Consider the following 19910-nt stretch of genomic DNA (forward strand, 5'->3'; position numbering starts at 1 on the left):
AGCATCCTACGATTTGTTCTAAATAGATGCCTGTATTTGACGGATCGGGTCGATGTCGAAAAACGTATTCCGACTGTCTTCTAAGACCCAAAAGTGAATTGCACATTGTTATCTAAGGTTTCCATAACACAAAGATCCTTTTCCATTTTACACATTCACAATTGGATCATCGGCCCGGTTCTAATAATCCCTAAACTGCCTGCGTCGATAGTTCTGTCCTCGGACAAAGGGCTATAAACATTTCTCTTTGCTCCTTTCGGTTCTAAGCTTTGGCGAATACGAACAGCAGATCAAGTTCAGGTCTTTGCAGCTACAACTTCCTATATTTACGACTATTTTCTAAACGGTGCAAGCAAAAAATAAACGTTGAGATTGATTGAATCGAGGAATGGTTTACCCCGCTTAAACTAATTTCAGACCGATATAAAATTGTAAAAATCATTGTCAAGAGCTGAGAAAAATACGATTTTGCTAAAAAAGTACCGAAATAGGTGTTTTTGTAGGTGGCATTCTATCTTCAATATTTTTAGTTTTGGTTATTAAGGTTTGGGTGAAATCGCAATTTGGGATTTCTTTTTACCTCTACTTGGCACTAGAGATGCAACACCTATTTCGTGTATTCCCTGTAATAGATTTTGAACCAATAATAAATTGATGATTCTTATGCTGTTTCAAAACAAATCAAATGGAACAAAGCGTTTCGACCCTAGGTCTATTTCGGGTGATTTAAGCAAACACATTGGCCTATTATTACTTGTTGTAAGCATTTGCCCATCAATTTCAAACGCACAAAATCCCCCCAAAAAGCAACCGAACGTGATCTTCGTAATCACCGATGATCAAGGCATGGGAGATTTAGGTTCTTCGGGAAATCCCTACATCAAAACGCCGAACCTCGACGAATTCCATAAGGATGCCGTTCGCCTAACGAACTACCATGTATCTACCACCTGCGCCCCGAGCAGGGGTTCGATAATGACCGGAAGACATACCAACAGGTTGAACGTTTTCCATACGATTGCCGGTCGCTCCCTGCTTTTTGAGGATGAGGTCATCCTGCCCCAAATTTTTGCCCAAAACGGATATACCAACGGTATGTTCGGAAAATGGCATCTGGGCGACAATTACCCCTTTCGTCCTATGGACCGTGGGTTTCATGAAGTAGTGCGTCATGGGGGAGGTGGTATTACCCAGGGTCCAGATTACTGGGGCAACGACTATTTCGACGATACGTACTGGCACAACGGCGAAACTGAAAAATACGAGGGCTACTGTACCGATGTATTCTTTTCCGAAGCAATGGATTTCATAGAGGAGAACAAAGACAATCCGTTTTTCTGTTATATCTCTACCAACGCCCCACATGGCCCCTTGAACGTTCCAGAGAAATATTTGGATATGTACAAGGGCAACGATAATCTCGAGGAGCGCTTTCGGCGCTTTTACGGGATGATAACCAACATCGACGACAACTTTAAGCTTCTGGAAGAAAAGCTGGACTCCTTGGACCTGGCCGATAACACCATCCTGATCTTTACGACCGATAATGGTACGGCAGGCGGAAACCAAGTTTACGATGCTGGTCTAAGGGGAGCCAAGGGCAGCGAGTACGAGGGCGGCCACCGCGTGCCATTCTTTATCCGATGGCCCGAAGGGCAGCTGACCGGCGGTAAGGACATCGATAAACTCGTCGCGCACTATGACCTGCTGCCCACATTCGTCGACCTTTTAGGGTTGGATTTCGACCCGGTCAAACCTTTGGATGGTACTAGCCTGAAGCCTTTGCTCTACGATAAAGGTGAGAACTGGCCGAACAGGATACTCTATATGGATACGCAACGATTGCAGAATTTGGTCAAGTACCGGAAATACTCCGTGATGGACGACAATTGGAGATTGGTAAACGGGACCGAGCTATATAATGTGAACGATGACCTTGGCCAGACGGACAACGTATTCGACAAGCACCCCGAAGTCGCCGAGAAATTGGCGGCCGGTTATGAAGACTGGTGGCACTCGATGACCAACGATGGTGTCAACCAACGTTACGCCTACATTAAGGTCGGGTCCCCGAACGAGAATCCCAGCCGTATTTCGTCCCATGACATGATGACCGGTAAATTCGGCCATATGTGGCATCAATATGGGGCGGCAAGTGCCGTCCAGGCAACCGGGAAATGGAAAATCGAATTTGTGGAAGATGGCGAGTATAAAATCAGCCTGCGCCGGTTTCCAAGGGAAAGCGGCCTGGCCATTAACGATACTTTCCCCGAACAGAAAAAAATCATTGCGTTAGACCGGACAATGCCCGCAAGCGTGAAGTCCGATTTTGCCGAGGCCTATTTGTTTGTTGCCGATATCGATAGATCGGCAAAAATAGAGCAAGGGCAACAAGAAGTTGCCTTTACTGGCCAAATACCGGCCGGTAAACACGATATGGAGGCCCAATTGATCGATAAGGATGACCGTGTGCATCCCGCCTATTATGTTTATATTGAAAAATTATAGAGAGAAGGTCGCAATGCCCATCGACCAATTTCAGATGGGTCTTGCATTGCCCGAGCTTTCCCAATCCGCGTGATTCAACTAGTTCCATGACGATTAACCGCCAATAGTTAAAACTATGAAAAACAACCAAAAACCACCCGTCGTATCCAAAAAAATGCTCCTGCCGTTTGTGCTCATCACCTCATTATTTGCGCTATGGGGATTCGCGAACGATATAACAAACCCCATGGTCTCGGCCTTCAAAAAAATATTGGAGCTGAACAATACCCAGGCCTCGTGGGTGCAGGCCGCTTTTTACGGGGGCTATTTTACCATGGCGCTTCCTGCAGCGTTCGTGGTCAAAAAATACTCCTATAAAATAGGTATTCTTGTAGGGCTCGGCCTTTACGCCATCGGTGCGCTGTTGTTCTATCCCGCGGCGGCCATGGAAAACTACTTTTTCTTTTTATTGGCGCTCTACGTTCTGACCTTCGGCCTGGCGTTCTTGGAAACCACGGCCAACCCGTATATCCTGTCCATGGGAGCCGAGGAAACGGCAACCCAGAGACTGAATCTCGCCCAGGCCTTCAACCCGTTGGGCGCCCTCTCGGGCCTGTTCGTGGCACAGGTTTTTATATTGGGCGCACTGCAATCGGACGATTTGGATGCCGAGGGCAATGCCATTTACGGAACCTTATCAGAGACCGCCAAGGCCGCCGTAAAAACGTCGGATCTTTCGGTAATCAGAGATCCATACGTTTGGTTGGGCGTTTTCGTAATCTTCATGTTTGTACTAATTGCTTTTGTGAGGATGCCCGAAGGGAAAAAATACCGGGATGTGTCGGGCATGTGGGATTCTATCCGCAGAATTTTCAAGAAAGAGCGTTTCGTAGGAGGGGTATTCGCCCAGTTGTTTTATATAGGGGCCCAGATCATGTGCTGGACCTATATCTATCAGTACGCCGAAAACCTTGGTATAAACAATCAGGATGCTGTGAATTACGCATACGCCGCACTGATTATCTTTTTGATAGGTCGGTTTTTATGCACCTACCTTATGAAGTTCATCAATTCGGGAAAGTTGCTGATGCTCTTGGCCTTTCTGGCCATTTTCTTCTGCTTGGGCACTATTTTCATCCAGGGTATTGGCGGACTTTATTCCCTGGTCTTGGTTTCTTTCTGCATGTCGTTGATGTTTCCGACGATATATGGAATCGCTTTGACGGGACTCGGCGATGACGCCAAACCTGCTTCGGCCTTTTTGGTGATGGCCATCGTCGGGGGTGCCTTTATGCCCGTTCTGCAGGGGATGGTTCTGGATATCGGCGGAAGTGCCTACGATGATGTACGGATACTGGGCGTGCCCGAGGTGAATTTTTCCTTTATGCTCCCGCTTATATGTTTTGCCGTGGTCGCGGGTTATGGGTATAGGGCCTTCAAAGTTTACGGGGTTCGATAATGGAAGCCTGTCCGCGTTTGTGGTATGCCTACCTAATCAATGCATTGTCGATATCGGTGAGGTCCAAGGGGTCGTCCATGGTTTCCTGAAGCTTCAAAAGCTCATCGAACATGGTCTTTACCTTATTGGAATATTTGGGGTCATCGGCCAAATTGTTGATTTCCTCGGGATCGTTATTTAGATCGAACAACAGCAGTTTGTCCATTTTAGGATAGACCAGGAGCTTGAACCCGTTTTTTCGTATCATCCGCTGTGCGTTCATGTACGCCCCGTAGATCGCATTGTAATGGCCCTCGGTATTATCTCCCTTTATTAGGTCCATTAAACTATGAAATTGTACGTAATCGGGCTTTTCGGCACCGGCCAGTTCCAAGCTGGTCGCCATGATATCTTGAAGGTAAACGTCGGAATCGATCTTTAGACCTTGGGGTACATCGGGCCCCTTGACCATCATCGGTACACGAATGCTGTGGTCGAAAAGGCTCTGTTTGCCCATTAGTCCATGCTGGCCTACCGAAAGTCCGTGATCGGAACTGAAAAAGATATAGGTGTTGTCCATTTCGCCCGTGGTTTCAAGCGCATCCAGTATCTGACCGATCTGTTCGTCTAGGTGTGTAATTATGGCGTAGTACTCCTGACGCTGCTTTTTAATGGCATATTCGGTTCTGGGAAATGGGGCCAGGGCCTCGTCCCTAAGTATGGCGGGGTTGTTGATCGAATCCTTATAAGGGTATTCGGGAAGAAAGCTCTCCGGGACTTTTATACTGTCAATCGGATACATATCCAAATATTCTTGTGGTGCCTGTCTCGGGTCGTGGGGCGCATTAAAGGCCAGATACATAAAATAGGGGTTCCCATGGGTTTTGGTATTAGCGATAAAATCGATGGCATCGTCCCGTACCACTTCGCTCCAATGCTTACCGCCTTCCCAAAAACCGCCATGGATGCTATCGGTAGGCGACCACTCCGTATCGCGCTCGTCGACGGGCCGGCCATAGCCTACAGGCATGTAGTCGTTCCAGTCCTTCATATCGCCGGATGCTTTCTTCCAATCCGCAAATCCCTTTCGTAGCTCGCCTCCCCTGTCGCGCGGCATGCCCGGTCTTATGTGTTCCGCTCGGTCGAATATCTGATCGGCGGGTGCCTGTACGTGCCATTTTCCGGTCATATAGGTGCTATAGCCCCGGTCTTGCAATAATTTACTCCAATTTTGTGTAAGGGCAATTGAATCTTTTTTGTTCCACAGGCTATCCTTTTTCTTGGCATTCCAAATATAGGACCCGGAGATGATCATGGATCTAGACGCTACGCAAACGGCGCCGTGCCATCCGCCCATGTTATAGGCGTGGGTAAAGGTAGTACCTTGGTTTACCAGACGGTCGAGGTTCGGGGTGATGATTTCGTCGTTCCCCAAGGCGTGAACGCTCCCATAGGTCTGGTCATCGGTAAACAGGAAAACGATGTTCGGGGCATCCTTCTTGTTATTATTGGGTTCGTTTTCCTTACAGGCGGGGAACGTCAGTACAAGAATGAGTAAAAGTGCAAATGTGATTTTCATGATCGGTTTATTATATCTGCGGTAAAATTCAACCATCCGATAATTAAGTAAAAGTTGTCGGCCAAATATCTTGGAAATATCTCGCCCTGATGAGCGTTACCGGAAAATACCCAAAGGCAAAGCTCATGGAAAATGCCGATGCCAACGATTACTTTGTAGTACGGGGTTCTCTGTAATTAACGAAAAATATTGAAGATTTAGAGCATTCAGAGGTAATAATAGATCGATAATCCAATTTCTGTCCTTGAGCGGATTTTCTGGATTTCCACAGGAGTTTGGTGAATGTTCATGTACCCAATCCGTAGAAAAACTCAAGAATGTAATGGCAAAAAAAAGGGCCTCCAATTTCTTGAAGACCCTGTGTTTACTTGTAGCGTGAGGGGGACTTGAACCCCCGGCCTCCGGGTTATGAATCCGACGCTCTAACCGGCTGAGCTACCACGCCATTTTGTCAATTTTGATTAATCGATGTCAGGGTTCATGAGTCCGAAGCTCCTAGCCCGGTAAGGACGTAAAATCGGCCGAACCCTGCCTGCCGACTGGCAGGTGCCACACCATAGTTTTTATGTTTGGCGCAGCTTTCAATATTTTAGTTATCGGTCTGGTTTTCTTTCGGACCCGACCTTGGAATCGGAAAGGTTTTCCAGCTTTTTTAAACGGGTGCAAATATAGAATTTAATTTCCGCTTCGTCAACAATCCTTTCCTAAAAATAATCTATGTCTTTTATTTTTTTATCATGGGGAAATCTATATATTGCCCGAAAGAAAACACCCCAAATGGACGATAAAATAAAATTTCAACTTGAGTTCGTAATACAGTCCTCGCCACAGCTACTGTACCAATATCTGTCAACCCCATCCGGACTTTCGGAATGGTTTGCCGATAACGTGAATTCGAGGGGCGAGAAGTTCACATTTATATGGGACGGTTCGGAGGAAGAGGCCAAGCTGCTCAAGCGTAAAAGTGAAGAATTCGTAAAATTTGCCTGGGAGGACTCGGAAGACGGCGTCTTTTTTGAAATGAAAATTATTGTTGATGAAATTACTAAGGACGTTTCTCTTTTCATCACCGATTTCGCGGATGAAGGTGAAGTGGATGAGGCCAAAATGTTGTGGACCAATCAGGTTATGGACCTAAAGCAGGTGCTAGGTTCGAAATGATGGATTAGGACTTACTTTGATATGCGCTCTATAAATAGGGCGGTTGTCGGACAAGCAATTGTCATGCAGCAAATAATTTGTTGGCCATTAATCTTGAAATTTAAACTGTTCTACCTTGACCACTCACCACTGACCACTGAAAGCAGACCGCCGACTACCGGCAATCAAGCCCCAACAACCGACCCCCCAGGTCAATAATCAACCAACAACTCACTACCAATTATGGTCAACTTCAACGGGGAACTTCTCCCCAAAGACAGTACTTTTTTAAATCATGAAAACCGGGGATTACGCTACGGCGATTCCCTCTTCGAATCGCTTCGGTCGATCAATGGGAGGCTTTTTTTCTGGGAGGATCATTATTTTCGTCTAATGGCTTCCATGCGGATGCTCCGAATGGAGATTCCGATGGATTTTACCATGGAATTCCTTCAAGAACAAATTCAGCAGGTTGTTGCCGCCAATAGTCTAGATGAAAGTGCGGCCCGTGTTCGCCTTACCGTCTTCCGAAACGAAGGGGGGCGTTATCTGCCGAGAACCAACACGATTTCCTATACCATAGAGGCCAAGGCTCTGGAACATTCTTTTTATGTGCTTTCCGACGGAGCTTACGAAGTCGAGCTGTTCAAGGACTTTTGGTTGAATCCCGATATACTATCCACCCTGAAGACAAATAACAAAATCATCAACGTGGTCGGAAGTATTTATGCCCGTGAAAACGGCTACGATAATTGCTTGCTGCTCAATCAACGCAAAGCGGTTGTCGAGGCCCTGAACGGAAATCTATTTCTGGTCAAAGGAAATACCATTAAGACCCCGCCCTTAACCGACGGTTGTCTAAATGGAATTCTTCGTCAAAAATTAACGGAAATCGTAGCGAAACTGGAGCATTACGAACTGGAGGAAAGCTCGATTTCGCCTTTCGAACTCCAAAAGGCCGATGAGCTCTTTATTACGAATAGCATTATCGGCATTCGCCCCATTACCAAATACCGAAAAAAGCAGTTTACCGCCGTGGTAGCAAAAGATTTGCTCGGAAAATTGAACGCAGCGGCAAGATTGGGCTGAAAAGGGATACGCCGTGATGCTGTACATTAGAAGTTCTGCACTGCTATGCGCCTCCCACCTTTTTAAGGTCCTGAATCGGGCGGACCACTTGTTCTGGAGGGGTTCGGGAGGGCAGAGTCGCCTGGCTGCCTAAATTTCTACCGCCTGCTATGGGAACCCATCAATAACCGACTCTTATGGTTTGGCTCTAGGATGTCGCTAGATGAACTCAGGAGCACTGTTTGTCCGTCACGAGAAATTACCGTAGAAGAGCTGGATTCTCAGTTCAGATTCGGATTTTCAGGGGCATTGGACCACAACAAGTAACTGCCGCCGAGTTCCTTCATTTTTTCCTTCCAAAAAGCATCCGAAGATTTGTGAATGAGTCCGCTTTGGTGGTCGTTGTTGGCTACCACCCAGGATTTCGAAGAAAGCTCATGGTCCAATTGCAAAGATGACCAGCCCGAATAACCTAGAAAGAAACGGATATCGCCTTCCGATACGATTCCCGAGTTAATAAGACCGATAAGATTTTCAAAGTCCCCGCCCCAATAGATACCGTCCGATATTTCGATACTGTTCATGATCAGCTGTGGCACTTTGTGAATGAAATATAGATTATCTTGCTCCACCGGACCGCCATTGTACACTTGAAAGGGAATCTCGATTTCGGTAACCAGATCATTGATGCTATAATCTAAAGGCTTATTCAAAATAAAGCCGACGGAACCTTCGTCACTATGTTCGGCCAAAAGTACGACGGAGCGATTAAATGATACATCGCCAGTGAGGGTAGGTTCGGCAATCAATAATTTGCCTTTTTGTGGCTTTAGGTCGACCATGATTATGTGGACTTCTTTGGCCTAAAGTAACATAAATCCTATAAAAATCAAATACCTTTTATAAAAAAAGCATCCCGAAAAATTGGAATGCTTTCTTGATATGGTGGGGTAAAATTAGTTTACCGAATCGGCCAGTTCAGAACCTGCCTTGAACTTTACTACGTTTTTCGCTGCGATCTGAATCGTTTTTCCAGTAGAAGGGTTTCTTCCTTCCCTTGCATTTCTTCTAGATACCGACCAAGATCCGAAGCCTACCAAAGAGACTCGGTTTCCCTCTTTCAATGAATCTTGAACATTTTCCAAGAAAGATTCCAATGCTTTTTTTGCCGCGGCCTTTGTAATGCCGGCATCTGATGCCATGGCATCGATTAATTCTGTTTTGTTCATAATAATGAGATTAAAAGTTGTTAAGAAAAATTTTAAACGTTAAACAAAATTATACGGATTTGCCACGAACACAAGTAAAATGGGGGTAAATCGCCTATTTTGTTAATAACTCGAACCGTTTGTTGATAAAGTAGGGCAATTTTTACGGTCTTTGCAGCCCAATGCTAGCGGGGCATTACCTCACCCTTGCGTTTTCTTCGAAATGAAAACCGTTTAACAAGGCTTTGGTTCTCATCTTACGCTTGCCCGGCAATTGGATTTCCAGTAACTCGACGAAGCCATTTTCTACTGCAATTTTCAGGTGATTGTCATTTGCTAAAACGCTGCCTATTTCTTCATTATGGGAAGCTTTTTCCACGGATGAGCCATATATTTTAAGCTGGGTGCTTTCATTGCCGTTGATCAAGGTTGTCCATGCGGTGGGGTAGGGGCTCAGTCCCCTTATTTTATTATGTATGGTTTCAAGGGATGCGTTCCAATCTATTTCACAGGTATCCCTATGGATCTTTGGTGCTGTTTTTAAGGGGGATGGTTGTTTTTGTTTTCGCGGCATTACTTTACCGGCTTCGATTTCTCGAACTGTTTTCAAAACAAGATCGGCACCAAGGTGCATCAGTCTGTCGTGCAGGTTGCCCGCGGTTTCGTTTTCGGATATTTTTAAGGGCTCCTGAAGGATGATTTCCCCGGTATCTATTTTTTCATCGATAAAAAAAGTGGTTGCCCCGGTCTTTGTTTCTCCGTTTATTATGGCCCAGTTTATGGGTGCCGCACCACGGTAGTCCGGCAAAAGGGATGCGTGAAGGTTAAAAGTACCCAAATCGGGCATGGACCAAACCGCTCTTGGCAGCATTCTAAAGGCCACTACGATCTGCAGATCGGCGTTCAGCGCTTTGAGTTCGGACAGAAAGTCCCTATCTTTCAAATTAACGGGCTGAAGGACCTTCAGGCCTTTTGATACCGCAAATTTCTTTACATCGGATTCCTGTAGTTTTCGGCCCCTTCCCGCCGGACGGTCAGGGGCGGTGATTACGCCCACGACCTGATATTCTTCCGTCAATATTTTCGCCAAACTGGCAGTAGCGAACTCGGGAGTGCCCATAAAAATGATTCTTAACGACTTCATTCTATTTTTTTATTTTTTTATGACTAATGACTAATGACTAATGACTAATGACTGACGACTGACGACTGACGACTGACGACTAACGACCAACGACCATCTCATATTCGTTTCTTGTATTAACCTTAATATCACCATTTTCGAGCATGAGCTGCAGAGTTTTTAGAACAGATGCTTCATCATGGTCGAGCAACCGGATCAGGACCCTTGAGCTGTAACTCTTATCCCCCAACGTCTCACGTAATTGTTTGGCTATACCTTTAAAATCCACTGTTTTGGCGTTTTTGCGTCTACATACATCGCAAAGACCGCAATTTTCGATTTTCTCTTCCCCAAAATAGTCTAAAATCTGAACACTTCTACAAATCGTATCGTTGTTGAGGTAGCCGATCATCCGGTCGACTTTTTCTACTTTGATGCGATTTCGATCTTCGACCTGTTGGGCGAATACGTTGATGGTTCGGTCATCGTCCCGTGGGACCAAGAAGGTAATCTCGAGATCGGTCTTTTGTGATCGATAATCGATGATCTCGTCCTTATTGAACTTCTCCAAAAGGGCGAAGACCTTGTTTTCGGAGGTATTTGTTTTTCTAGCGATCAGGTCGGGGTCGATTTTGGTTTCAAAATCGAAAATACCCCCATAGGTTCTCAGGATGCTCTGAATAATAGGGACCGATTCCCGATTTTTTTCCAAATAATCAAAGATTTGGGGTTGGGAAACAATAAAGCGTATTTCCGTTTTTTTGAAAAAGGATTCGGAGAGGGCGATGACGGAATACCGGTCCAATATGCGCAGTGCGTTATAGGTGAGAAAGGAATTTAGGCCGTAGGCCGAGATAAAGTCCCGAAACGGAAACTGAAAAATCTCGTTCGTACTTTCCCCGAACGATATTTGAAAGTAATTATTAAGCTTGTTATATACTTTTTTCAGGAAGGCCGCATCCGGTAGGGCACCCAGAAATTGCTGCCGCATCTGCGCCACATCAAAATCGTTGGTCAGAAGTAGCGCCTTGGCGGGGGCGCCGTCCCTTCCCGCCCTTCCGGCCTCTTGATAGTAGTTTTCAAGGCAGTCGGGCACCTGAAAGTGCACCACTGTGCGTACGTCGGGTTTGTCCACGCCCATCCCGAAGGCATTGGTGGCGACCATGACTTGGATTCGGTTGTTCAGCCATAGGTTAAGTTTTTCCTGTTTTTCTTTTTTAGGAATTCCTCCATGAAAAAAGTCCGACGTGCACCCATTTGCATTGAGAAACCGGGCTACGTCTTGGGTCATTTTGCGCGTGCGTACATATACAATGCCGCTTTGACCGCTTTCGGCGAAGCATTGCTCGAGACGATAATGTTTATCCTCACAGCGCAATACCTCGAAGGCGATGTTCGGTCGGAAGAAGGAATCCTTTACGGTCATCGGCTCGGTAAGGCCAAGGTTCTCGACGATGTCCTGCTCCACCCGGTTGGTTGCCGTGGCGGTCAGGGCGATGATGGGGGTCTCGGGAAGAAGCTCCCTAAGATGGCCACATTCGAGGTAGGCGGGCCGAAAATCGTGCCCCCATTGCGAGATGCAATGCGCCTCGTCGATAGCGATGAGGTTGACGTTCATCTGCTGAATCTTGTCCTGAACCAGCTCCTGCTGTAGGCGCTCGGGAGAAATATAGACGAATTTGTAGCCGCCGTACCGGCAATTGTCCAACGCGGTGATAAGCTCGTCAAAGGGAATGCCTCCGGTCAGGGCCATCGCTTTGATTCCCCTTAGCTTTAGGTTGTTGACCTGGTCCTGAATAAGGGCGATCAAAGGGGATACCACAATGCAAAGTCCATCCCGTGCCAGCGCCGGTATTTGAAAGCAGAGCGATTTTCCGCCGCCGGTGGGCATGAGCGCCAGTACATCACGCCGACTCAAAACAGCCTCTATTATCCGTTTCTGGGATCCTTTAAAAGCGGTAAATCCCCAGAACTCCCTTAAAATTTCCTCAGGATTTTTGTGCATTATTCAGATTTTACCAGGTCGAGAATGAAATCCGTTCGTTCCGTTACGCTACCTATGGGAATAAGGGTAATCGCATACCCGAAGTCTTGATAGGTATTCCTCAAAGCTGTAAAGATGCGCTCCGATTCTTCAAAGGATTCGAAGCGCTCGGCATCGGTATTATAGATGTCAGGCCAAGGGGGCATCAGCAAGATTCGGTCGTAGCGTAAGTCGTGTACGGGGCGCTCAAAGGCAGCATCATATGATTGTCCGAAACAGGCCATATAGGCATGGACATCGGGGATGCCCCGGTCGAAAAAAACGATGTCTTCATCCGTTTTTTCGGCGGACCGGTACTGTGCCACACGGCCGTGCAGCAATTTGTTGTTGAACGCGTAAGGATCTTTTACCGATAGGATAGGATTGGTGATAATGGCTTCTGAACCATTTACGTTCTTCTCCTCTGAGGTAAGTCCCCTTACCAATTCGGGTATACAGTAGTACCCCCTGTACTCCAACTCTTTGATTACCGAAGTCTTACCGGTACTGGGACCGCCTGTTATCACTATCTTTTTCGCGCTCAATAAGGGGAGTATTAAGTAGTTAGTATTAAGTAATTAATAGTTAGTATAAACTAACGTGCTTATTTGTTACGAACTTGGGCCGGACTTAGGACTAAATACTTCGAAATAGCCATCCGATTCATTGCTAAATCAGTCTTGGGTCCTACCATCATGCACCTTGTTCAACAGTTAGGCGGATCGGCATTTTAAGATAATAAGTACTACATAACGGATGTCAAGTGTGGTTAAAACCTGCTGGATACGCCCAGAATTAAATGGTTCGCATTAGCAATCCAAATCCCGATGTATCCGGGACAGCCCATAAACCATCATACGCCGTACCAACCACAAACCACCTCTGTACTCAGTACTAAATACTCAATACTAAGTACTATTCATCGGTAAAAGTAAGCATTCCCCTAAGCAATGTAAAATGGAGCGTATTACTCTGCTCGAGTTGCTTACCTTTGTAAAAAATGACGGAATGGATACTAAAAACCCCGAAGAATTCTATAGAAGATTGCAAGAGCAATTGGCAGAAACCTCATCTTGGCCCTCCGATTATCTTTTTAAATTTATTGTGGAGAGCGATCCGGAGAAAATCGATCAGATCCATAAAATATTCGATAATACCGGTGCGGTCATCGAATCGAAAAAATCTAAAAAAGGGAAATATACCAGTGTATCGGTAACGGTCAACCTTAGGGATCCAAAGGCAGTGGTCGAAAAATATCAAGAAGTGGCCGAGGTAGAAGGGGTAATATCATTGTAATGGTTTGCGCCTGGCGCCAAAATCCGTTTCCCGATAAATAAATAGCCTGCGTGCCATAATTTTCGTAAATTGCGTGCGTTATAAACGAACTCACTGGGAGTTCGATACTTCTCCTTTTTTGTTCAGGGACTGTTTTGGAATGTGTGATTAGAATTTTTATGCGCCATTTTTGATGCAGTTTTAGGCAAAATTTTTTAGCATAGCCGTAGCTATGGTCAAAAATTTTAACGACAAAATGCGCAAAAAGGGCTTTAAAAAAATAATTGACATATTTTAAAACAGTCTCTTCAAGTAAAACTCTTCAATTTGAATTTAGTAGAAAACCTTGAGTACAATACCGAGCGGCCGCAATTGATCATTCCCGAGTACGGGCGGCATTTTCAGAAAATGGTAGATTATGCCGTATCCATCGAGGACGATGAGGAACGCAATCGCGTGGCGCAATCCATTATATCCGTAATGGGCAATCTGCAGCCGCATTTACGCGATGTGTCCGACTTCCAACACAAGCTATGGGACCAGTTATTTATTATGTCCGATTTTAAGTTGGATGTAGAATCTCCTTTTCCCATTACCAGCAAAGAGGTCTTACAACAGCGCCCCGATGCCTTGGAATATCCGCAGAACCATCCGAAATATCGATTCTACGGCAACAATATCAAGCGGATGATCGATGAGGCGGTAAAGTGGGACAAAGGTCCCAAACGCGAAGGCCTTGAATATGCCATTGCCAACCACATGAAAAAATGTTACCTCAACTGGAACAAGGATACCGTCGACGATAAGGTCATTTTCAAGCACCTCCATGAGCTGAGCAACGGGGAGATCAGTCTTGACGCCGAAGATGAAAGCCTTACGGATAGCGGACAGTTCTTGAACAAACGAAGTTCGAAATCCTCCCGCAGTAGCAGCAGCAAGAAAGGATCACGCAGCAATAACAACCGCGGTAAAAAGCGCTACTAACAACTATCAACCTACAACCCACCACCTACCATGGGCACTTTTAAAATAGAGGGCGGCTACCCACTCTCGGGTGAAATCACGCCCCAAGGCGCCAAAAACGAAGCTTTACAGATTCTTTGTGCCGTGTTGCTCACCGCCGAAGAGGTCACCATCAACAATATTCCCGACATCGTCGATGTCAATAAACTGATTTCCATTCTAGAAGATTTGGGAGTGAAAATCAAAAACAAGGAAGAAGGATCGTACAGCTTTAAGGCCGATGCAATAAACCTCGACTATCTGCAGTCCGACCAATTCAAACAAGACGGTCGTGAGCTTCGTGGATCGATTATGTTGGTGGGGCCGCTATTGGCCCGATTCGGAAAGGGATATATCCCTAAGCCCGGGGGCGATAAGATCGGTAGACGTAGATTGGATACACATTTCGAGGGTTTTATAAAGCTGGGCGGTAAATTTCGATATAATAAGGAGGAACATTTTTACGGGGTAGAGGCCAAAAGTTTAAAGGGGACCTACATGCTGCTCGATGAGGCATCGGTCACCGGAACGGCCAACATCGTAATGGCGGCCGTTATGGCCGAAGGCACGACGACCATCTACAATGCCGCCTGTGAGCCCTACCTACAACAATTGTGTAAGATGCTCAACCGAATGGGCGCCAAAATCTCCGGAGTCGGCTCAAACCTGTTGACCATTGAGGGCGTGGCCGAACTCGGCGGAACCGAGCACCGTATGCTACCCGATATGATCGAAATCGGTAGCTGGATCGGATTGGCCGCCATGACCCGGAGCGAATTGACCATTAAAGACGTAAGCTGGGGCGATTTGGGCCAGATTCCCACGGTATTTCGAAAATTGGGAATAGAACTGGAACAGAAGGGAGATGATATTTATATCCCCGAGCAGCCCGACGGTTATAAGATCCAAAAGTATATCGATGGTTCGATACTGACTATATCCGATGCCCCGTGGCCGGGACTCACGCCAGACCTATTGAGTATCATCTTGGTCATGGCCACCCAGGCCAAGGGCGAAGTACTCATTCATCAAAAAATGTTCGAAAGCCGTTTATTCTTTGTGGACAAGCTGATCGATATGGGCGCAAAGATTATTCTCTGCGATCCGCACCGCGCTGTCGTTATAGGACAAAACTTTAAGTCTGCCTTAAACGCCACCACTATGACCTCCCCCGACATCCGAGCGGGAATCTCATTGCTGATTGCGGCACTCTCCGCAAAAGGCACCTCTACCATCCACAATATTGAGCAGATCGATCGTGGTTATCAGGATATAGATACCAGGCTCCGGGCCATTGGGGCCAAGATCAGTAGGGTGTAATTTTATTTATGGAGTTCTAGTTTATGGGTTTATCCCGTCAGCTGTTTGATCGGGTAACCGCGCTTGAAAGGTCTGATTTCGCCCTTCCATCTTTCCTTCCATCCTTCCATCATTCCATCCTTCCGTCCCTCATTTTTAAGCAATTTCTCCCGCTTCCTTCGGAGCGTGGAAAAACTATTTTCCCCTATATTTTCCTACAAAATAGCGAAGAGTATGATTTTGCCTGTTTTATAGCAACGATATTTGAAAATATTATGAGTAATGTAAATCCTAGCTCGTCATAAAGCGGTACCCCAACTTAATTAGTCAAGCCCAATGAAAACAAAACAACTGCAATCTTCTATTTGCTTAAGAGCTACCCATTTTTTTTCTGCACCCCTGCTCGTTTGCGCATTGATCTTTACTTCGTTGTTGACCGCACAGGTACAGGTCGACGCTGAACTAAGGCCCCGGTTCGAATACAGACATGGTTTCGGGACCCTGTTTCCGAATAACGTTGATGCCGCTGCTTTCATTTCGCAGCGTACCCGTTTGAATGCGTCCTATTCCGATGAGAAGCTTGATTTTTATCTGAGCGTACACGACATCCGGGTATGGGGCGACGTGCCCCAACTGAACGTTGCCGACCGCAACGGACTCGGTTTACATGAGGCTTGGGGCCAATTACGGTTTACGCCGGAATTCTCCGTAAAGCTCGGGCGACAGGTACTCGCTTACGACGATCAAAGAATTTTGGGAGGCGTGGATTGGGCCCAGCAGGGCCGGAGCCACGACGTGGCGTTGCTACAATTCAGAAAGAAACAGTTAGAGGTCCATTTTGGGGCCGGGTTCAACCAAGACGGACAATCCCTTACCGGAACCGTTTTGAACACGAATACCTATAAGGCGATGCAGTATCTTTGGCTGCATAGGGACTGGCAAGATTTTCAGGTCAGTTTGCTAATTTTAAACAACGGTCGGCAGTTTATCGATACCGACGATGCGGCCAATACGGAGACGCGCTACGGTCAGACCTTGGGCTCGCATCTAGAATTTGGTCGAGATAGGCTGAATTTGATGGGTAATATATACTATCAGACGGGCAGGGATGTAAACGATAATAAACTCAACGCCTACCTCGTAGGATTGGAGAGTAAGTATGAAGTGCAGTCCGGTTTCACCTTGATCTTGGGCGGCGAACTACAGAGCGGAAACGATTGGGGTTCCCCCATCAATGGCGATAACAAGGCCTTTTCTCCACTTTATGGTACCAACCACAAGTTCAACGGTCTGATGGATTATTTTTACGTGGGCAATCACACGGACAATGTGGGATTATTGGACCTTTACGTTGGAACGATTATAAAAACGGGCGAAAAGTCAAGCTTGAACCTGCGGTTGCACCATTTCAACGCTGCCGCCGAACTGACCGGAACAGCATCCAAACAACTGGGAGCGGAGGCCGATCTGGTCTTCAATTATAACTTTAGCCCCACCGTAAACATCAAGGCCGGGTATTCCCACTTGTTTCCTACAGAGGGGATGGAATTCCTGAAGAACAACTTTGACAACAATGCCAATTATTGGGGCTGGGCGATGGTCACCATCAAACCTGTCCTATTCAAAAGAGAATAATATTTCCCGATTCCAAAACAGTCTCTAAACTTTAGAACGTTTTTAAATTAAACCCATATGCCCATAAAAAGCTATTTGGCACATCCGCATAAAGGAAAAAAAAGGTATCTTGAAATTGCTTTATCCGACTTCAAGGAATGTGAGGTTTTACCTGCGGAAAATGAAGAAATTTTGGTTGTAGTCACCGAGACGGAATCCAAAAAAGAGGAGGATGAATTGATAGCGAAATTAGAGGCGCTTCCCAGCTTAAAGTTATTGGCCATGGTATCCGGCTTCGATACCCCTAAAAATTAAGGACTATGTACAAATCGATACAGACCGACCGAAGAAGTTTTATCAAAAAAATGGCGATGTTGTCGGCTATGACCGCGGCGGCCAGTATGTTTCCGGGCATCATTTTCGCCGAAGAGCAGGAAAGGGGAATTCCCGATGATGCCAATTTGGACTGGAAAAAAGGGCCCTGTCGGTTTTGCGGCGTGGGCTGTGGCGTCTTGGTCGGCACCGAAAACGGAAAGGCCATCGCAGTCAAAGGTGACCCCAAATCCCCCGTAAATAAGGGTTTGTGCTGCGTCAAAGGCTATCATTCCATTATGGCACTGTACGGCAAGGACCGGTTGACCAAACCGCTCGTGAAAAAGAACGGGGCTTACGTGGAGACCTCGATGAAAGAGGCCTTGGACTTGGTCGCCGATAAAATGCAGGAGACGATCAAGGAGCACGGAAAGGATTCCGTTTCCATATACGGGTCCGGACAATGGACCATTCCCGATGGATATGTCGCCTCGAAACTCTTTAAAGGCTGTATCGGCACCAATAACGTCGAGGCCAACGCACGGCTCTGCATGGCGACGGCCGTTACGGGGTTTATGACTTCCTTCGGTATAGACGAGCCTATGGGCTGTTACGAAGATATCGACCATGCCGACACTTTTGTGTTATGGGGAAATAACATGGCCGAGATGCATCCCGTTCTGTTCTCCCGAATGTTGGATCAGCGCCTGCGTCGCGGGGTCAAGATCATCGATTTTGCCACCCGCACGACCCGCACGAGCATGGCCGCCGACAGGTCCATCCTATTTATACCACAGACCGATCTCGCCGTGGCCAACGCCATCTGCTACGAAATCGTGAACAATGGTTGGGTGAATGACGAATTTGTACAAGAACATTGCAATTTTAACAAGGGTCTTACCGAAATGGGCTATGGTCTGGAGGATAACTATTCCTTTAAAGACAATCCCGAACCGATCACTTTTGAGGCGTACAAGGAATTTTTGGAGGACTACGCCCCGGAAAAAGTGGCACGCCTTTCGGGAGTCTCCGTCAAGGACATTAAATATCTGGCCGCCCACTACGGAGATCCGAACAAAAAAGTGATGTCCCTCTGGTGCATGGGTCCCAATCAGCACTCCCGTGGCACGTGGATGAACAATCTTATTTATAACATTCACCTGTTGACCGGCAAGATTTCCACCCCCGGCAACAGTCCCTTTTCCCTTACCGGCCAGCCCAGTGCCTGTGGTACCGTGCGAGAGGTCGGCACCCTGACCAATCGATTGCCTCACGGGGTCGTGACCAATAAGAAAGACCGTGAATTTGCGGCCAAGATATGGGATGTTCCCGTGGAAAACATTTCTCCTGATCCCACGTATCATACGGTGGAAATGTTCCGGGCCTTGGACCGGGGAGATATTCGTTTTATGTGGATACAGGTGACGAATCCCATGGTGACGATGCCCAAGTTGAAGCGGTATCGTGACGGTGCCAACAAAGAGGGCCGGTTTATCGTGGTTTCCGATATCTATCCGACCCCTACGACCGATATTGCCGATGTGATATTACCATCGGCCATGTGGATAGAGCGTGAAGGTATGTACGGTAATTCCGAGCGCCGCACCCAATATTTCGAGCAGATGGTGCAACCTCCCGGGGAGGCCATGAGCGATACGGTGCAGCTATTGGAGGTCGCGAAAAGGATGGGATATGAAAAGCAGTTCAATTATAAGGATGAGTCTCACATCGAAGAGATTTACACCGAATACCGAAGACACCACGAAGGGAAAAAGCACAATATGGCCCCCCTTGAGGTTTTGAAGTCCCAACCCGGGGCCATGTGGCCATGGGTGGACGGGGAACCGACGAAATGGCGGTTTAATGCCAAGTACGATCCCGCCTGTTCCAATGGAAAGGATTTCCATTTTTACGGGAAACCGGACGGGAAGGCGGTCATTTGGCAGCGGCCCTACGAACCGGCGGCCGAGGAACCCGATGCCGAGTATCCGTATTGGCTGTGTACCGGTCGCGTGGTAGAACATTGGCATACGGGCTCCATGACGCGCCGCATTCCCGTACTGCACCAGGCCATGCCACATGCCTATGTAGAACTTCATCCCGACGATGCTGAGCGGATGCAGATTCGCACGGGCGATAAGGTAAGATTGACCACCAGAAGGGGCGAGATCGTACTTCCGGCCTCCGTCAATCAACGGGGGGTTCCCGCACCGATGCAGGTTTTCGTGCCTTTTTTCGATGAAAACATGTTGATCAATGAGATTACGCTAGATTCTTTTGACCCTATGTCAAAAGAACCCGATTATAAAAAATGTGCGGTTAACGTAGCAAAGGCCTGATTT

General features: G+C 46.8%; 16 protein-coding genes and 1 tRNA gene. 10 read left to right on the forward strand and 7 right to left on the reverse strand.

Going from position 1 to position 19910, the window contains the following annotated elements; genetic code table 11:
- Window positions 1–816: 816 nt before the first annotated feature.
- Together RQM65_RS15465 and fucP are read left to right on the forward strand one after the other, a co-directional pair.
- Window positions 817–2508, forward strand: a complete 1692-nt coding sequence (locus RQM65_RS15465; protein ID WP_314016321.1) for an arylsulfatase — start codon at window positions 817–819, stop codon at window positions 2506–2508.
- A 115-nt stretch (window positions 2509–2623) separates the two neighbouring features.
- The gene (gene fucP / locus RQM65_RS15470) at window positions 2624–3946 is read left to right on the forward strand and encodes an L-fucose:H+ symporter permease (RefSeq protein WP_314016322.1); all 1323 of its coding nucleotides are present in this window, start codon (window positions 2624–2626) and stop codon (window positions 3944–3946) included.
- 28 nt (window positions 3947–3974) lie between these two features.
- Here fucP and RQM65_RS15475 read toward each other — a convergent pair whose 3' ends face one another.
- Together RQM65_RS15475 and RQM65_RS15480 are read right to left on the reverse strand one after the other, a co-directional pair.
- Window positions 3975–5504 carry a sulfatase family protein gene (locus tag RQM65_RS15475; protein WP_314016323.1) on the reverse strand — a complete coding sequence of 510 codons (1530 nt, stop codon included), beginning with the start codon at window positions 5502–5504 and terminating at the stop codon, window positions 3975–3977.
- 371 nt (window positions 5505–5875) lie between these two features.
- Window positions 5876–5949: transfer RNA gene (locus tag RQM65_RS15480), tRNA-Met, on the reverse strand.
- 332 nt (window positions 5950–6281) lie between these two features.
- On the opposite strand from RQM65_RS15480, the gene RQM65_RS15485 reads away from it, so the two are divergent.
- Together RQM65_RS15485 and RQM65_RS15490 are read left to right on the forward strand one after the other, a co-directional pair.
- Entirely contained in the window at window positions 6282–6665 is a 384-nt protein-coding gene (locus RQM65_RS15485) for an START-like domain-containing protein (RefSeq protein WP_314016324.1), read from the forward strand.
- Between the two features lie 222 nt (window positions 6666–6887).
- Window positions 6888–7733: an aminotransferase class IV gene (locus RQM65_RS15490; protein ID WP_314016325.1), complete on the forward strand. Its 846-nt coding sequence runs from the start codon at window positions 6888–6890 to the stop codon at window positions 7731–7733.
- 260 nt (window positions 7734–7993) lie between these two features.
- Here RQM65_RS15490 and RQM65_RS15495 read toward each other — a convergent pair whose 3' ends face one another.
- From RQM65_RS15495 to RQM65_RS15515, 5 genes are all read right to left on the reverse strand, one after another.
- Window positions 7994–8554: a YqgE/AlgH family protein gene (locus RQM65_RS15495; RefSeq protein WP_314016326.1), complete on the reverse strand. Its 561-nt coding sequence runs from the start codon at window positions 8552–8554 to the stop codon at window positions 7994–7996.
- A 114-nt stretch (window positions 8555–8668) separates the two neighbouring features.
- On the reverse strand, window positions 8669–8941 hold the full coding sequence (locus tag RQM65_RS15500; protein ID WP_314016327.1) for an HU family DNA-binding protein: 273 nt from the start codon (window positions 8939–8941) through the stop codon (window positions 8669–8671).
- Window positions 8942–9116: 175 nt separating this feature from the next.
- Window positions 9117–10064 (reverse strand): methionyl-tRNA formyltransferase, encoded by a 948-nt coding sequence (fmt, locus tag RQM65_RS15505; protein ID WP_314016328.1) that lies wholly within the window; start codon window positions 10062–10064, stop codon window positions 9117–9119.
- A gap of 79 nt (window positions 10065–10143) precedes the next feature.
- Complete coding sequence (locus tag RQM65_RS15510; RefSeq protein WP_314016329.1) at window positions 10144–12048, reverse strand: RecQ family ATP-dependent DNA helicase; 1905 nt, start codon at window positions 12046–12048, stop codon at window positions 10144–10146.
- Window positions 12048–12611, reverse strand: a complete 564-nt coding sequence (locus RQM65_RS15515; RefSeq protein ID WP_314016330.1) for an AAA family ATPase — start codon at window positions 12609–12611, stop codon at window positions 12048–12050. Before RQM65_RS15515 ends, RQM65_RS15510 begins: the two co-directional genes overlap by 1 nt.
- A gap of 463 nt (window positions 12612–13074) precedes the next feature.
- Between RQM65_RS15515 and RQM65_RS15520 the strand changes: the two genes are divergently transcribed.
- The 6 genes from RQM65_RS15520 to RQM65_RS15545 all read left to right on the forward strand — a co-directional run bounded on the left by RQM65_RS15520 (window position 13075) and on the right by RQM65_RS15545 (window position 19907).
- Window positions 13075–13362 carry a DUF493 family protein gene (locus tag RQM65_RS15520; RefSeq protein ID WP_314016331.1) on the forward strand — a complete coding sequence of 96 codons (288 nt, stop codon included), beginning with the start codon at window positions 13075–13077 and terminating at the stop codon, window positions 13360–13362.
- 306 nt (window positions 13363–13668) lie between these two features.
- Complete coding sequence (locus RQM65_RS15525) at window positions 13669–14325, forward strand: DUF4290 domain-containing protein (RefSeq protein ID WP_314016332.1); 657 nt, start codon at window positions 13669–13671, stop codon at window positions 14323–14325.
- Window positions 14326–14355: 30 nt separating this feature from the next.
- Window positions 14356–15663, forward strand: coding sequence for a UDP-N-acetylglucosamine 1-carboxyvinyltransferase (gene murA / locus RQM65_RS15530; protein WP_314016333.1), 1308 nt, complete (start codon window positions 14356–14358; stop codon window positions 15661–15663).
- A gap of 315 nt (window positions 15664–15978) precedes the next feature.
- Window positions 15979–17277 (forward strand): alginate export family protein, encoded by a 1299-nt coding sequence (locus RQM65_RS15535; RefSeq protein WP_314016334.1) that lies wholly within the window; start codon window positions 15979–15981, stop codon window positions 17275–17277.
- Between the two features lie 57 nt (window positions 17278–17334).
- Window positions 17335–17571: a chaperone NapD gene (locus tag RQM65_RS15540; RefSeq protein WP_314016335.1), complete on the forward strand. Its 237-nt coding sequence runs from the start codon at window positions 17335–17337 to the stop codon at window positions 17569–17571.
- Between the two features lie 5 nt (window positions 17572–17576).
- Window positions 17577–19907, forward strand: a complete 2331-nt coding sequence (locus tag RQM65_RS15545; RefSeq protein WP_314016336.1) for a molybdopterin-dependent oxidoreductase — start codon at window positions 17577–17579, stop codon at window positions 19905–19907.
- Window positions 19908–19910 lie beyond the last annotated feature (3 nt).

Source organism: Pricia mediterranea (assembly GCF_032248455.1).
Classification (GTDB): Bacteria; Bacteroidota; Bacteroidia; order Flavobacteriales; family Flavobacteriaceae; genus Pricia; species Pricia mediterranea.